Source organism: Pseudomonas fulva (genome assembly GCF_023517795.1).
In the GTDB taxonomy this organism is placed as follows: domain Bacteria; phylum Pseudomonadota; class Gammaproteobacteria; order Pseudomonadales; family Pseudomonadaceae; genus Aquipseudomonas; species Aquipseudomonas fulva_D.
This window is the reverse complement of sequence record NZ_CP082928.1, coordinates 4,842,950-4,858,594: the sequence shown is the minus strand read 5'-3', so window position 1 is coordinate 4,858,594 and position 15,645 is coordinate 4,842,950. Positions and strand designations below refer to the sequence as shown.

The 15,645-nt window shown below is 63.7% G+C and carries 10 protein-coding genes and 1 pseudogene; 10 read left to right on the top strand and 1 reads right to left on the bottom strand.

The window, feature by feature from the left end:
- Positions 1 to 116 precede the first annotated feature (116 nt).
- Together K8U54_RS22440 and K8U54_RS22435 are read left to right on the top strand one after the other, a co-directional pair.
- A complete protein-coding gene (locus K8U54_RS22440; RefSeq protein WP_013791085.1) occupies positions 117 to 704 on the top strand; it encodes a YecA family protein in 588 nt (195 codons plus the stop codon).
- A 13-nt stretch (positions 705 to 717) separates the two neighbouring features.
- Positions 718 to 1,119 (top strand): YbaN family protein, encoded by a 402-nt coding sequence (locus K8U54_RS22435; protein WP_249907878.1) that lies wholly within the window; start codon positions 718 to 720, stop codon positions 1,117 to 1,119.
- 288 nt (positions 1,120 to 1,407) lie between these two features.
- Here the strand turns inward: K8U54_RS22435 and pap are convergent, their stop codons facing one another.
- Positions 1,408 to 2,901, bottom strand: coding sequence for a polyphosphate:AMP phosphotransferase (pap, locus tag K8U54_RS22430; RefSeq protein ID WP_249907877.1), 1,494 nt, complete (start codon positions 2,899 to 2,901; stop codon positions 1,408 to 1,410).
- 161 nt (positions 2,902 to 3,062) lie between these two features.
- Here pap and mnmC point away from each other — a divergent pair, with 161 nt between their 5' ends.
- From mnmC to K8U54_RS25475, 8 genes and pseudogenes are all read left to right on the top strand, one after another.
- Positions 3,063 to 5,021, top strand: coding sequence for a bifunctional tRNA (5-methylaminomethyl-2-thiouridine)(34)-methyltransferase MnmD/FAD-dependent 5-carboxymethylaminomethyl-2-thiouridine(34) oxidoreductase MnmC (gene mnmC / locus K8U54_RS22425; protein ID WP_249907876.1), 1,959 nt, complete (start codon positions 3,063 to 3,065; stop codon positions 5,019 to 5,021).
- A gap of 407 nt (positions 5,022 to 5,428) precedes the next feature.
- The gene (locus K8U54_RS22420) at positions 5,429 to 7,198 is read left to right on the top strand and encodes an N-acetylglutaminylglutamine amidotransferase (RefSeq protein ID WP_249907875.1); all 1,770 of its coding nucleotides are present in this window, start codon (positions 5,429 to 5,431) and stop codon (positions 7,196 to 7,198) included.
- 131 nt (positions 7,199 to 7,329) lie between these two features.
- Complete coding sequence (ngg, locus tag K8U54_RS22415; RefSeq protein ID WP_249907874.1) at positions 7,330 to 9,072, top strand: N-acetylglutaminylglutamine synthetase; 1,743 nt, start codon at positions 7,330 to 7,332, stop codon at positions 9,070 to 9,072.
- Between the two features lie 438 nt (positions 9,073 to 9,510).
- Complete coding sequence (locus K8U54_RS22410) at positions 9,511 to 10,701, top strand: osmoprotectant NAGGN system M42 family peptidase (RefSeq protein WP_249907873.1); 1,191 nt, start codon at positions 9,511 to 9,513, stop codon at positions 10,699 to 10,701.
- A gap of 218 nt (positions 10,702 to 10,919) precedes the next feature.
- Complete coding sequence (locus tag K8U54_RS22405) at positions 10,920 to 11,516, top strand: hypothetical protein (protein ID WP_249907872.1); 597 nt, start codon at positions 10,920 to 10,922, stop codon at positions 11,514 to 11,516.
- A 66-nt stretch (positions 11,517 to 11,582) separates the two neighbouring features.
- Positions 11,583 to 12,665, top strand: a complete 1,083-nt coding sequence (locus tag K8U54_RS22400) for a GGDEF domain-containing protein (protein ID WP_249907871.1) — start codon at positions 11,583 to 11,585, stop codon at positions 12,663 to 12,665.
- 759 nt (positions 12,666 to 13,424) lie between these two features.
- Positions 13,425 to 14,432 (top strand): annotated as a pseudogene (locus tag K8U54_RS25480) (methyl-accepting chemotaxis protein); the annotation flags it as partial.
- Positions 14,433 to 14,450: 18 nt separating this feature from the next.
- Positions 14,451 to 15,338 carry a methyl-accepting chemotaxis protein gene (locus tag K8U54_RS25475; protein ID WP_434060043.1) on the top strand — a complete coding sequence of 296 codons (888 nt, stop codon included), beginning with the start codon at positions 14,451 to 14,453 and terminating at the stop codon, positions 15,336 to 15,338.
- Positions 15,339 to 15,645: the final 307 nt, after the last annotated feature.

Genomic DNA, 15,645 nt, shown 5'->3' with positions numbered 1-15,645 from the left:
GCTCTTTACCTGCAACTCTGGCTGGCTGCGCAGGTCTGCACTTGCATGGCAACGCAGATAGTTTTTCAACAGCCTGCTAGAATCCAGCCTCGTTTACTTCTCCAAGGTAGCCACTGATGTCCTTCGCCGAGCAACTGTCCCGCCTGCAAGCCTTCCTCGATGCCGATGACCTGCACGAAGAGGCTCTGGACTACGTCGCCGCCCATGGCTACCTGACGGCCCTGTCCATCTGCCCGGAAAAGATCGAGCCGCGGGAGTGGATCGACGCCCTGTTCTCCGAGCCGCCGCACTACCGCAGCGACGAGGAGCGCGACGAGATCGAAGCCACCCTGATCCAGCTGCAGGCCCATATCGCCCGTCAGCTGGCCAGCGACGACGAGCCGGAAGTGCCGTGCGACCTGGACCTGGGCGACGAGCCGGACGACTCCGACCTGCGCGGCTGGTGCATCGGCTTCATGGAAGGCGTGTTCCTGCGCGAGAGCGTGTGGTTCGACGACGCCGAAGACGAAGTCAGCGAGCTGCTGCTGCCGATCATGGTCGGTTCGGGCCTGTTCGACGAGCAACCGGAGTTCGCCGAGATCGCCCGTGACCGTGACCTGGTCGACAGCATGGTCGATCAGATTCCGGAGCTGCTGACCGCGCTGTTCCTGCTGTGCAACGCCCCCGACGAGAAACCCGCGCTGCTCAAGCCCCGCCACCACTAATGGCGACGCCGTCATGGCGCGCGAACCCTTCGAGACCCGCAACCCACTGCTGCGCTACTGCCTGCTGACCATCGGCTGGCTGAGCGTGGCGTTGGGCGTGCTCGGCATCTTCCTGCCGCTGCTGCCCACCACACCCTTCCTGCTGCTCGCCGCGGCCTGCTTCATGCGCAGCTCGAAGCGGTTCTACCTGTGGTTGGTCGAGCACCCGCGGCTAGGGCCATGGATCCGCGACTACCTGGCCGGCGAAGGCATCCCGCGCAAGGCCAAGATCTACGCCATCGGCCTGATGTGGCTGAGCATCGGCATTTCCTGCGTTCTGGTGCCGCTGATCTGGGCACGGCTGTTCATGCTGACCAGCGCGGTACTGGTCAGCCTGTATATCCTCAAGCAGAAGACCCTGCCGGATCGCCGCTGAACGGTCGCCAGGGCTTCTACCGCAAGGCGAGTGTGGTGTCACACAGCAGATGGCATATCCGAGCGCTTGGACCGAGTGGTCGCTCAAAGGCAGAAGCGGCCGGTCGTGCTGCGATTTCAAACCAGCTCATAGTGGTGGGCTGAAGCCCCCCCTACGAGGCTGGCACTATCTGTAGGGTGGGCTTTAGCCCACCATTGCAAATGGCTGCTTGCGCCACATGCCTGCCGCCCCACATCAAGACGCCCCTGGCCGGGCTTCAGCAAGGCGCTCGAGCCGCCGAAAGCGCGCCTATCGCACATCCCTCTTGAGCGCCGCCTCCAGCGCATCGTTGAGGGTGCGCAGTACCTTGACCCGTGCGAACTGCTTGTCGTTGGCCTCGACCAACGTCCAGGGCGCCAGGCGGGTGCTGGTGCGGTCGACCATATCGCCAACGGCCTCCCGGTACAGCGGCCACTTCTCGCGGTTACGCCAATCCTCCTCGGTGATCTTGAAGCGCTTGACCGGGTTGCTCTCGCGCTCGCGAAAGCGCAGCAGCTGGGTCTCTTCGTCGATGGCCAGCCAGAACTTCACCAGCACCACGCCGGCGTTGCTCAACTGCTCCTCGAAGTCATTGATCTCGCCGTAGGCGCGCAGCCAGTCCTCGGGCGCGCAGAAACCTTCCACTCGCTCCACCAGCACCCGGCCATACCAGGAACGATCGAACACCGTGAACTTGCCGCGCGCCGGTATGTGCCGCCAGAAACGCCACAGGTAGGGCTGCGCGCGCTCCTCCTCGGTTGGCGCCGCGACCGGTACGATGCGGTACTGGCGCGGGTCCAGCGCTGCCGCCACACGGCGAATCGCCCCGCCCTTGCCGGCAGCGTCATTGCCCTCGAAAACCGCGACCAGGGCGTGACGACGCATGCGTTTGTCGCGCATCAGCTGCGCCAGGCGCGCCTGTTCCCGGGTCAGCTGCTCACGGTAATCGGCCTTGGCCAGGCTCAGGCCCATATCCAGGCTGTCGAGCAGGCTGCGCTGATCGGTGCGCGTCATCAGTGGCGTGGTGTGCGGCAACGGCGCCCGCTCGGCGCTGCCGCGCAGCGCCGCCTGCAGGCCTTCGAGCAAGATGCGCCCGACCGTCAGGCTGCGGTAATTGGCATCGGCACCGGCGACGATGTACCAGGGTGCGTAATCACGGCTGGTGCGCCGCAGCACATCTTCGCCAGCGCGCACGAACTTGTCGTAGGTCTTCGATTGCTGCCAGTCCAGGGGGCTCAGGCGCCAGCTGTGCAGCGGATCGTCCTGCAGGGTCTTGAGCCGGGTGAGCATCTGCTTCTTGGACAGGTGAAACCAGAACTTGAAGATCAGCGTACCCTCGTTGCAGAGCATCTGCTCCAGGCCCAGCGCCCCGTCGATGGCGCCGTTGAGCTGATCCTTCTTGAGGTCGCCGTGCACCCGGCCCTGGAGCATCTGGCTGTACCAGTTGCCGAAGAAGATGCCGATGCGCCCCTTGGGTGGCAGTTGCCGCCAGTAACGCCAGGCAGGCGGTCGGGCCAGTTCCTCGTCGGTCTGCTGGTCGAAGGTGCTGACCTGGATGAGCCGTGGATCCATCCACTCGTTGAGCAGCTTCACCGTCTCGCCCTTGCCTGCGCCCTCGATGCCATTGATCAGGATGATCACCGCATGGCGGCCCTGCTCGCGCAGCGCGTACTGGACTTCGAGCAACGCTTCGCGCAGTACCTGCTCTTCGGCAGCGAACGTGGCCTTGTCGATGACGTGGTCGATCTCGGCGGATTCGAACATAAGCACCTCTTCCTGAACGGTGCATGCAGACTAGGGGCCGTTTGCCGCTTCGCGCAAGCGACGGCGCTCGGGCTGCCAGGCCCGCTGCTGCAAACGGGCGCATCACGACCACGCCTTCGCCCTGCTAGAATCGCCGCCCTGCCCGCCACAGACACCCGACCATGGCCGATCAATACGCACAGCTCGACTGGGACGAACAGGGCCAGCCCTCCTCGCGTCAGTATGACGATGTCTACTTTTCCCGGGAAAATGGCCTGGAAGAAACGCGCTACGTGTTTCTCGACAACAACGACCTGCCACGGCGCTTTGCCGCCCTGCCGCCGGGCGGGCAATTGGTGATCGGTGAAACCGGCTTTGGCACCGGGATGAATTTTCTCTGCGCCTGGCAATCGTTCGACGAGCAGGCACCCGCCGGCGCGCGCCTGCATTTCGTCAGTGTGGAGAAGCACCCCCTGAACCAGGCGGATCTGCAGCGTGCCCTGGCGCTATGGCCCTGCCTGCAACGCTACAGTCAGCAGCTGCTGGAGGCCTATCGCTGCCTGAACCCGGGCTTCCAGCGCCTGGTGTTCGACGATGGCCGGGTGCTGCTGACCCTGCTGATCGGCGATGCACTGGCCATGCTGCCGCAGCTCGATGCGCGCATCGATGCCTGGTTTCTCGACGGCTTCGCACCCTCGAAGAACCCCGCGATGTGGACGCCCGAGCTGTTCGCGCAAGTGGCCAGGCTGAGCGCGCCGGGTGCCACCCTGGGCACCTTCACGGCCACCGGCTACGTGCGCCGCGGCCTGATCGAAGCGGGCTTCGCCATGAAGCGGGTGCCGGGCCTCGGCAAGAAATGGGAAGTGATGTGCGGCGCCTTCACCGCTGCGGCCAGCAATCAGGCCAAGCCCTGGTTCGCGCGGCCGACTGACCGCCACCGGGAACGAAACGCCCTGGTGATCGGCGCCGGGCTGGCCGGCTGCGCCACGGCTTCGAGCCTGGCCAGACGCGGCTGGCAGGTCACGGTGCTGGAGCGCCACGGCGCCGCGGCCCAGGAAGCCTCGGGCAATCCCCAGGGCGTCCTCTACCTCAAGCTGTCTGCCCATGGCACCGCCCTGTCACGGCTGATCGTCGATGGCTTCGGCTACACCAGGCGGCTGCTCGAGCGCCTGCACAAGGGGCAGGACTGGGATGATTGCGGCGTGCTGCAACTGGCGTTCGACGAACGCGAAGCCCAGCGCCAGGCCAAGCTCGCCGCCGCCTTTCCGCCCACGCTGCTCAACCCACTGGATCGCCAACAGGCCGAACGGCAGGCCGGCATCGCCCTGGCCAGTGGCGGCTTGTTCTACCCCGATGCCGGCTGGGTGCATCCACCAGCGCTGTGCGCGCAGTTGCTCGACCACCCCGGGATTCGCCTGCACGGCCATCAGGAAGCCCTGACGCTGAAACGCATCGACGGCCGGTGGCAGGCACTGAGCAACGCGCGAGTACTGGCCGAGGCGCCGGTGATGGTGATCTGCAGCGCGGCGGATACCCTGCGCTTCGAGCAAAGCGTGCACCTGCCGCTCAAGCGCATCCGCGGGCAGATCAGCCGGTTACCGGCGTCACAACGCAGCGCCGCGTTGCGTACCGTGGTGTGCGCCGAGGGTTACGTAGCCCCGCCGCGTCAGGGCGAGCACACCCTGGGCGCCAGCTTCAACTTCGACAGCGATGACCTGACGCCGAGCAGCGCCGAACACGCCAGCAACCTGGAGCTGCTGCGGGAAATCTCCAGCGATCTGGCCGAGCGCCTCGAAGCCGACAAGCTCGCCCCCGATTCGATGCAGGGCCGCGCCGCCTTTCGTTGCACCAGCCCGGATTACCTGCCGATCATTGGCCCCTTGGCCGATGCCGAGCAGTTCGCGCAGGCCTATGCCGTGCTGGCCCGGGACGCCCGCCAGGTGCCACCAACCCCCTGCCCCTGGCAGCAAGGCCTGTACATCAACAGCGGCCACGGCTCGCGCGGGCTGATCACCGCCCCGCTGTCCGGCGAACTGATCGCCGCCTGGCTGGAAAACGAGCCGCTACCCGTCCCCAGCGACGTCGCCGAAGGCTGCCACCCCAACCGCTTCGTGCTGCGCCAGCTGATTCGTAAGGGCTGAGGCCCCAGCACGCCGCTGGCCACCTTTGGACTTCTTGTCCGACTTACCTGATCGCGGGCATGGCCCGCTCCCACAGTCAAAGAGTGATGGCAGCCAATAAGGGGGGCATGCCCGCCACCCTTTGTGGGAGCGGGCGGGGACGCCGAGTTCATGCCCGCGAAGCGATTGCGGCCTCGCCGGGCAGCCAGCCCCCCAACTCCCGGCCATTTTATTGAACGTTCGCCGCGCACGGGGACTCGAAAAAACTCGAGCCTGCTGCGTTGCCTCCCCGCGCGCAGCAGCTTTTTCACTGCTCGATCGTCTCCGGCGCGCCCTGGAGCGCACTGGAACTCAGCACCGGTACAACACTGGTACGGACTGACGTTAAGGAGGAACAGAGCCCAGGAAACATGCGGGCTTTATAGACTATGTGCGGAATAGCAGGCGAACTTCGATTCGATAACCAAGCGGCCGACCTGGCCGCCGTTGAACGCATCACTCACCACCTCGCCCCTCGCGGCCCGGATGCCCACGGCTTCCACAGTCGCGGTCCCGTCGCCTTCGGCCACCGCCGGCTGAAGATCATGGATCTCGCCGAAGCCTCGGGCCAGCCGATGATCGATAACGATCTCGGCCTGTCGATGGTCTTCAATGGCGCCATCTACAACTACCCGGAATTGCGCAGTGAGCTCGAGCAGCTCGGCTATCGCTTCTTCTCGGGCGGTGACACCGAGGTGCTGCTCAAGGGCTATCACGCCTGGGGCGCCGACCTGCTGCCCAAGCTCAATGGCATGTTCGCCTTCGCCATCTGGGAGCGCGATAGCCAGCAGCTGTTCATCGCCCGTGATCGCCTGGGCGTGAAGCCGCTGTACCTGTCCAAGACCAAGGATCGCCTGCGCTTTGCCTCCAGCCTGCCGGCGCTGCTCAAAGGCGGCGATATCGGCAAGACCCTGGATCCTATCGCGCTCAACCATTACCTGAACTTCCATGCCGTGGTGCCGGCGCCACGCACTATCCTCGCCGGCGTGGAGAAACTGCCGCCGGCCACCTGGATGCGTATCGACACCAATGGCAAGGTCGAGCAGCAGGTCTGGTGGACGCTGAACTTCGGCCCGAACGCCGACGAAGCCAACTTCACCTTCGAAGACTGGCGCGACGCCACCCTCGACAGCATGCGCGAAGCCGTGGAGATCCGTCAGCGGGCCGCCGTGGACGTCGGCGTGCTGCTGTCCGGCGGCGTCGACTCCAGCATGCTGGTCGGCCTGCTGCGCGAAGCCGGTGTCGAGAACCTGCTGACCTTCTCCATCGGCTTCCAGGATGCCGGCGGCGAGCGCGGCGACGAATTCCAGTATTCGGACCTGATCGCCAAGCGCTTCGAAACCCAGCACCACCAGCTGCGCATCGGCGAGAACGAGATTCTCGATCAGCTGCCTGCCGCCTTCCGCGCCATGAGCGAGCCGATGGTCAGCCACGACTGCATCGCCTTCTACCTGCTCTCCCGGGAAGTGGCCAAGCACTGCAAGGTGGTGCAGAGCGGCCAGGGCGCCGACGAGCTGTTCGCCGGCTATCACTGGTACCCATTGGTCGATGGTGCCGACGATGCCTACAGCGCCTATCGCAAGGCCTTCTTCGACCGCGAGCACGACGAATACGCCGCCTGCGTGCAGCCGGCCTGGCTGACCGACGATGTGTCCGGCGAATTCGTTCGCCAGCACTTCGCCCAACCGGGCGCCAGCGCTGCCGTGGACAAGGCGCTGCGCCTGGACAGCACGGTGATGCTGGTCGACGACCCGGTCAAGCGCGTCGACAACATGACCATGGCCTGGGGCCTCGAAGCCCGTACACCGTTCCTGGATTACCGCGTGGCGGAATTGTCGGCGCGCATCCCCGCCCAGTTCAAACTGCCGGAAGGCGGCAAGTACGTGCTCAAGGAAGCGGCCCGCAAGGTCATTCCGTCCGAGGTCATCGACCGCAAGAAGGGTTACTTCCCGGTGCCGGGTCTCAAGCACCTGGAAGGCGCGACCCTGGGTTGGGTGCGCGACCTGCTGGTCGACCCGGCCCATGACCGCGGCATCTTCAACCCGCAGATGCTCGACCGCCTGCTCACCGACCCGCAGGGCCAGCTGACGCCGCTGCGCGGCTCCAAACTGTGGCAGATGGCGGCGCTGAACCTGTGGTTGAGCGAACAGGGCCTGTAACGACGAATCGAGGGAGCTGCGGCTCCCCCGCTCCCAACTGCAATGGCCGTATCCGCCTCGCCGCGGGTTACCAGACAGGCCAACCGATAGCCGGCAATGCCGGCCATGCGTAAGCAAAGGAACATTCTTCAATGCGAGCCACTGCCCACAACCAACGCCTTCTCCGGGGCCAGTCCCCCTCTTACGAGCGCCTTCAGGCACGGTTTGCCGAAGAGCACGGCGATGGCATCAGCCAACCGCAAATCGTCCACTGTGGCTGGGGCCGACTGCTGATCGGCCACACTTTTCCGGATGCTGCGGTACTGGCCGAAGAGCTGCTCAGCGAGCAGCCCGGCGAGCGCGATATCGCACTGTATGTAGCGGCACCGCAACAGGTGCTGGCCCACGCCCCGCAGCAGCTGTTTCTCGACCCTTCGGACACCCTGCGCCTGTGGTTCAGCGACTACCGCCAAGCACGCCGCGGTTTTCGCGGTTTTCGCGTGCGTCGCGCGCAAACCGAAGCGGACTGGCAGGCGATCAACTGCCTGTACCAGACCCGCGGCATGCTGCCGCTCGACCCGGAGAAGCTCACCCCGCGCCACCAGGGCGGCCCGGTCTACTGGCTGGCCGAGGATGAAGACAGCGGTGCGGTGATCGGCAGCGTGATGGGTCTCAATCACCAGAAGGCCTATCAGGATCCGGAGCTGGGCAGCAGCCTCTGGTGCCTGGCCGTCGACCCGGCCTGCAGCCGACCTGGCGTAGGCGAAGTGCTGGTACGTCACCTGGTCGAGCACTTCATGAGCCGCGGCCTCAGCCACCTCGACCTGTCGGTGCTGCACGACAACGGCCAGGCCAAGAAGCTGTACGCCAAGCTGGGCTTTCGTGAACTGCAAACCTTCAGCATCAAGCGCAAGAACGGTATCAACCAACCCCTGTTCCTCGGCCCAGGGCCGGACGACAAGCTCAACCCCTACGCGCGCATCATCGTCGACGAAGCCCGTCGACGTGGCATCGACGCGCAGATCGACGACGCCGAAGCCGGCCTGTTCACCCTCAGCCAGGGTGGTCGACGTATTCGCTGCCGCGAGTCGCTGACCGACCTGACCAGCGCCGTCACCATGACCCTCTGCCAGGACAAACGCCTGACCCATCGCACCCTGAGCCGCGCCGGCCTGAGCCTGCCGGCCCAGCGCCTGGCAGGCAGCGCCGAGGACAACGCCGCCTTTCTGGCCGAGCATGGCAGCCTGGTGGTCAAGCCCGTGGATGGCGAACAGGGCCAGGGCGTTGCCGTGGACCTGCGCACCCCTGCCGAGGTGCAGGCGGCTATCGAGCGCGCCCGCCCGTTCGACGAACGCGTCTTGCTGGAGAGCTACCATGAAGGGTTCGACCTGCGCATCGTGGTGATCGGTTTCGAAGTGGTCGCCGCGGCGATTCGCCGTCCCGCCGAAGTGCTCGGTGACGGTCGCCATACCATCGGCGAACTGATCGATGCGCAAAGCCGTCGCCGCCAGGCCGCCACCGGGGGCGAGAGCCGCATCCCCAAGGATGCCGAGACCCTGCGCACCCTGCATGCAGCCGGTTACGACTACGACAGCGTGCTGCCCCAGGGCAAGCGCATGGCCGTGCGCAAGACCGCCAACCTGCACACCGGCGGGATTCTCGAAGACGTCACCGGCATTCTGCACCCCACGCTTGCCGATGCGGCCGTCAAGGCGGCTCGCGCGCTGGACATCCCGGTGGTCGGCCTGGATCTGCTGGTACCTGCTGCGGATCAGCCCGAGTACGTGTTCATCGAAGCCAACGAGCGCGCGGGCCTGGCCAACCATGAGCCACAGCCGACCGCCGAGCGATTCATCGACCTGCTGTTCCCGCTGAGCCATGGGGTTGGGGATTGAGTGAAGCTTGCCGGGACCGCGGTGACTGCCCCATTCGCCGCGGGTCGCAGCTCCCACAATGATCGCGGCACACCACAATCGCGTAGGAGCGCCGACCCGGCGCGAAGCGATTGCAGCCTTGCTGTAAAACCAGCGTCGTAACCACCATAAAACCGGCGTCGTAACCACCATTCGCCGCGGGTCGCGGCTCCTACACGATTGCGGGCAACCCACAGCCCGCGTAGGAGCGCCGACCCGGCGCGAAAAATTGTGGCCTTGCTGCGATTAGAGCCACCTGAACCATTCGCCACAACTCCGTACGAGTTCCCCTTGAAACCCTGAGGGCAAATACAGGTCAGGATGTAACAGAGCGCAAATTTCCCGTCCGTCGATAGGCGTCACGCGGTCACCAGAGACCGACGCCGCCCGGCGGCCCGCCCCGTCCTAGATGGAGAGCCCATGTCGCAAATTCCAGAACCCGATCTCGAGTACATGCAAAAAGTCCTGCTGGAGATGCTCGCCATCCCCAGCCCCACCGGTTTCACCGACACCATCGTGCGCTACGTTGCCGAGCGCCTGAGCGAAATCGGCATCCCCTTCGAAATGACCCGCCGGGGCACCATTCGCGGCACCCTCAAAGGGCGTCGCGACAGCCCTGATCGCGCCGTCTCCGTGCACCTGGACACCATCGGCGCCATGGTTCGCGAGATCAAGGACAACGGCCGCCTGTGCCTGACCGCCGTGGGCTGCTGGTCCAGCCGCTTCGCCGAAGGCAGCCGGGTCAGCGTGTTCAGCGACCACGGCGTGTATCGCGGCAGCGTCCTGCCGCTGCTCGCCTCCGGGCACGCCTTCAACACCGAAGTGGACCAGATGCCGATCTCCTGGGATCACGTCGAGCTGCGCCTGGACGCTCTGGTCGCCAGCCGCGCCGACTGCGAAAGCCTGGGGGTGTCGGTAGGCGACTTCGTGGCCTTCGACCCGCTGCCCGAGTTCACCGAAAGCGGCCATATCAGCGCTCGCCACCTGGATGACAAGGCCGGCGTGGCCGCCCTGCTCGCCGCGCTCAAGGCGGTGGTGGAAAGCGGCCAGGAACCGCCCATCGACTGCCATCCGCTGTTCACCATCACCGAAGAAGTCGGCTCCGGCGCGGCCGCAGCGCTGCCTTGGGACGTGAGTGAATTCGTGGGTATCGACATCGCTCCGGTCGCCACCGGCCAGCGCTCTACCGAACATACCGTCAGCGTGGCCATGCACGACTCCGGCGGCCCCTACGACTATCACCTGTCGCGGCAACTGCTGCGCCTGGCCAGCGAAAACGAAATCCCGGTGCGCCGCGACCTGTTCCGCTACTACCACAGCGACGCCCAGTCCGCCGTCACCGCCGGCCACGATATCCGTACCGCGCTGATCGCGTTCGGCTGCGACGCTACCCACGGCTACGAACGCACCCATATCGACAGCCTCGCCGCCCTCTCCCGCCTGCTCGGCGCCTACCTGCTAAGCCCGCCGGTATTCGCCAGCGACGCACAGCCGGAGAATGGCTCGCTGGAGCGTTTCAGCCACCAGCTGGAACATGATGCGCAGATGGAGCCGGAGACGCGGGTGCCGACGGTGGATAGCTTGGTGGGGAATCGGGAGAGAGACGGCTGACGCGTAGGTCACGAATACCGCTCGCGCGCCCTGCCACGGCGCGCTGGTCAGCCGTATCGACAGATTGGCTCTGCTGTCGCCAACACTGCGCCCACAGCTGCGGTGTGTAGCCGCATTGAACACGCGACGTTTTCTCCGATGGCGCGATGACATTACAATCGAGGTAGACATCGGCTCACGATGTGCGGTCCTTACCTGAAGATTGCAGTGGTCGTCGAATGCCAGGACAAGACTCTCAACATGCTATCTCGCGCCTAGACAGCTGGGTAAACACGATCCTGATCGGCGTCAGCCTTGGCATCTCGCTCAGCTTTCTGTTGATCGTTACCGACGCTTACCGGGACTACCGTGCACATTCGCAAACTCGCGAACAACTGTCCGTGTTTCGTAGCGCATTGAGCGCGATGGAAGCGGTGAGCGCCGAGCGCGGCCCAACCAATGGCTTGCTCGGAGGCCAGGACGGCGACTTGGCACAGTTGGTGGCCAGCCGCAGGGTAAGCGATCAGCGTCTGGATGCCTTCGCAGCCGCACTCGCCACCTGCCCCTCCTGCCAAGCGATGCCCTACAACCTTGAAGACATTCGCAGCGCACTGGCGGCCGCGCGCAAGCAGGTGGATGATTTACTCGGCTACCCCGTGGAACAACGGACGGCGAAAGAGCAATCCGCGGCCATCGACGCGATGTTCGATGTCGTCGCGATCCTGCTGCCATTGGCCGATTGGATTTCTCGCGACATGCTACGCCGCACGCCTCAGGCCGGAGCGCCGTTGTACAACGCCTATTGGGCAGCACAGCTGCGAGAGTTCGCTGGCTAATTAGGCTCGCTTCTCACCCCAGCGCTCGCCAAGCAGCGACCGCTGGATGCAGCCGAAACCGAGCGCTTGCATATCGCCCAGGGCCGTATTGGCCAACTAAAGCTACAGCTGGCACTCACTGTCGAGCATCTACCCAAGCAGTTCGCCGGCGACAACCAGCGTGATATGCGAACAGCGTATGAACAGATGAGCCGGGACTTCTTCGAGCAAGGCCTGAACTATCAACGCGGCACAGTGAGCACGCTGAACACAGGCCACGCACCCAGTGCGGCGCATTTCGCACGACACTACGTGCCTACCATGACCAGCATCCTGGCGTTACGCGACACTGCCCTGCGTCTGACCGAAATCCAACTGCAGCGCTTGACCCAGGACGCACTCATGCACCTCGCGCTCGTTGCAGGCACGGCCCTGGCTTTGCTGCTCTTGCTGGCAGTCAGCCTGGTATGGCTGAAGCGACGCGTACTCGACCCGCTCCTGGCCAGTACGCACAAGATGACAGCGCTGCTGGTGCAGGCCGACCCCAGCGCAGACGAAAGCCGGCAACTCGACCGTTTCAGCATTTCCAACACACTGCATGAACTCGAGCGTCAACTGCGGCAAGCCTATGCCGTGCGCCTCGAACGAGATGCCTTGATAAACCAGTTGAAAACCTATGCGCAAACCGATCACCTGACCGGGTTGGCCAATCGCAGGGCCTTCGACGCACGGCTCAAGGACACGCCGCAGAAAGATGACGCCCTGCTGGCGGTGATTCTTTTCGACGTCGATCATTTCAAGCGTATCAACGACACCTACGGCCATCCCGCTGGCGATCGACTGCTACAGGCACTCGCAGCTCGGTGCATAGCGCAGATGAGAAATGGCGAGCGTATCGCTCGAATTGGTGGAGAGGAGTTCGCGATTCAACTCTGCATAGACAGCGGGCGAACTGCGCTGCAACTTGCCGAACGCTTGCGCACGGCCATCGACAAAACGCCCTTCGATATAGGCCTGGAACAGCCCATCCACATAACGGCCAGCTTCGGCGTCGCCCTGACCAAGGTTGCACACGCAGCCAATATCGATGCACTCATGACACGTGCCGATAATGCGCTCTACCGGGCCAAACGTAACGGCCGTAATCGCTGCGCGTTGGCAGCCGACTAGGTAAGGTTTCCACCCCTTGCATTTCGCGCCCCGTTCAGGAGCGACCTCGAAACGCTCGTAGCCTTGCGCGAACTCCCGCTTCGGCAAAATCGGCGGCTAGCACCGAACCGCTACAGCCCGGGCAACCCTATACAAATCGCCTAATCGCCGCAGATCGTGGGAGCCATACAGCGCTCGCGGTCGGGCTGGATTCTCGCTGCCAGTAACCGCTTGTCGAAAATGACGTGAACAAACCCGACCGTATCGACGTCATAGTGGCACAATGACAATACAAAAAGCACACTAACTTTCGCTGCGAGATATTATTGTAAACAAATATTTTGCGCACCAATTATAGAGAGGGACTCTGGAGGCGATTGAAAAAGGCGCTTTGCCGCCGACCAAGCGCCGAAACACACTTCCCCAAGACATCGCACTCGGTTCAATGCCAGCTCACATGAAATGGCTCGAGATGCGCTCGGCAGCTGCAGGCGTTGATGTTCGCGATGCTTGATCGGCAGCCCGTTACAGGCGAACAAAACAAGATACAGCCCGGATCAGTCTTGAAACCGGCCTCAGAGATGACCGCCAGCAGCACCCTTAGAGCCTGTTCAAAGTCTCGCGAGCTAGAGCCATGCAAGGCAAAAATAGGCGAGGACGCGGAGTTTACGCGCTGTAAATGAGCAGTCCGAGCCTGTTTTTAACGCAGCAGGGCCGACGCGCAGCAGACTCTGAACAGGTTCTTAGACAATAACCACAACCTTCTTCCAGGTAATCCAGATGTACAGTCACTCATCAGGCTTCATGGGCAACATCAGCGTGCGCGCCAAGCTGCTCTACGGTTTCTCTCTCCTTGTGGTCATGATGTTCCTGATCGCCTATACGGGGTGGAAAGCCATCGACTCCCTTCGCGATCGCAGTGAGCGCATGGAGGACATTTCGAGCATCAGCCTTCTGACTCGCGACATGCGTATCGAGCGCCTGGTGTATTCCCTCACGGCAACCCAGGTCCAGGCCGGTAAATGGCTTGAGGCCATCGACAACCTCGACAACAAGCTCAAGTCCATCACTCCACATTTCGCCAGCCCCACCAACCAGCAACTGCTGCAGGAGGTTGCCACTACGCTTGTCGGTTACCGCGAGTTCTACACACAAGCCGTAACCGCCACCAACGAGCGCGAGACGGCGCGCAGCGCCGCTGTGGCGTTGGCGGACAAAGCGAGCAAGCTGCTGCAGGATCTATCCGAGAATGCCAACGGGGACAGTGGCAGCTTCATCGCTCGCCAGCAGATGACGCAGATACTCCTGGCGTTTCAGAGAATGCGCGTGAGCTTCCGCAGTTACACCGCATCGCCGAGCCCGGAATCATTGGACGCCGTGCGCAAGGCGATCGGCGACATCGCGAGTCAGGTCAACGGCCTCACAGCGACGTCATTGCCTCAGAGTGGGGTCGAAAACCTCGCCAGCGCACTCAATGACTATGAAAAGCACCTGCAAACCGTGGTCAGCATGCAAGGCCGGGTGGACGAGGCCCAGGCCGGCATCACGAGGCTGATTGCGAACCTGTTCGCGGTCAGCAACAAGATGACCGACATCCAGCAAACCTCGCGTGTCTCCGACATCGCCAGTGCATTCCAGATGCTCATGCTCTGGATGACCCTGGCGCTGATCATCAGCGCGCTGGCCGGCTGGCTCATCTCTCGCTCGATTGTCACGCCACTCAAGGAGACGGTCAGAATCGCGGAAAACGTCGCCAATGGCGACTTTACCTACCAGGCCGTGATCACCCGGCGTGACGAGCTGGGGATGCTGCAAGACAGCATGCAGCGCATGACCACCGGTTTGCGTACGCTGATCGGTGACGTCAAGGATGGCATCGTCCAGGTTGCCAGCGCAGCCGAAGAGCTCTCCGCGGTTACCGAACAGACCAGCGCCGGGGTCAACGCCCAGACGGTCGAGACCGACCAGATCGCCACGGCCATGCATGAGATGACCGCCACCAGCCAGGAAGTCTCGCGTAATGCGGCCCAGGCTTCGCGCACTGCCCTCGAAGCCAGCCAGAAGGCCTCGCAAGGCGACGAAGTGGTGAGCAAAGCAGTTTCGCAGATAGAACTGCTGGCAGCGGAAATGGAAACCACCAGAGTGGCCATGACCAGCCTGCGCACCGACGCGGAAAGCATCGGCGGCGTACTCGACGTCATCAAGACGGTAGCCGAACAGACCAACCTGCTCGCTCTCAATGCCGCCATCGAAGCAGCCCGCGCCGGTGAAGCCGGACGAGGCTTTGCCGTGGTAGCCGACGAGGTTCGTGGCCTGGCCCAGCGCACCCGTGCCTCCACCGATGAAATCGCCCATCTGATTGGCGGCTTGCACAACAGCACGGACCGCATGGCGGGTGTGCTGGAGCAGAACATCCTGCTCACGGACAGCAGTGTTGCCCTGTCCCGCGAGGCGGGCGCTACGCTGCGAAGCATCACCGACTCGATCAGGACCATCGAATCGATGAACGAGCAGATCGCCTGCGCAGTGGAACAACAAACCAGTGCCGGTGAAGAAATCAGCAGAAGCGTGACCAGCGTGCGAGATATCTCCGTGCAGACAGCAGCAGCCAGCGAAGAAACCGCCTCTTCGAGTGTCGAGCTGGCGCGCATCAGTGCTCGCCTGCAAGAGATGACCAGCCGCTTCAAGATCTGAGAACCGGTCCATAATTTTTAAGCCAGGTTCGCCGATTTTGGCAGCCAAGTGGCGAGAACGGCCGTTCGCGAACCCGTGGGAGGGGCTTTAGCCCCGAGCTCTTTGTTTGCCTTGATAAATGATTCGAGGCTAAAGCCTCTCCCACAAAACTCCGTGCCCGCCGTCCGTGATTTTTCGCGGGCATGGCCCGCTCCCACCCGCGAGTTAGTCCGGCGGACCGCCGTTCGCTGGCGCTACGAGCAGCCGGCGCCCTTTTCATCCACCTCGTGCTCCCAACCTCCGTGAGGCTTGCCAGGGCTGGCTGCGG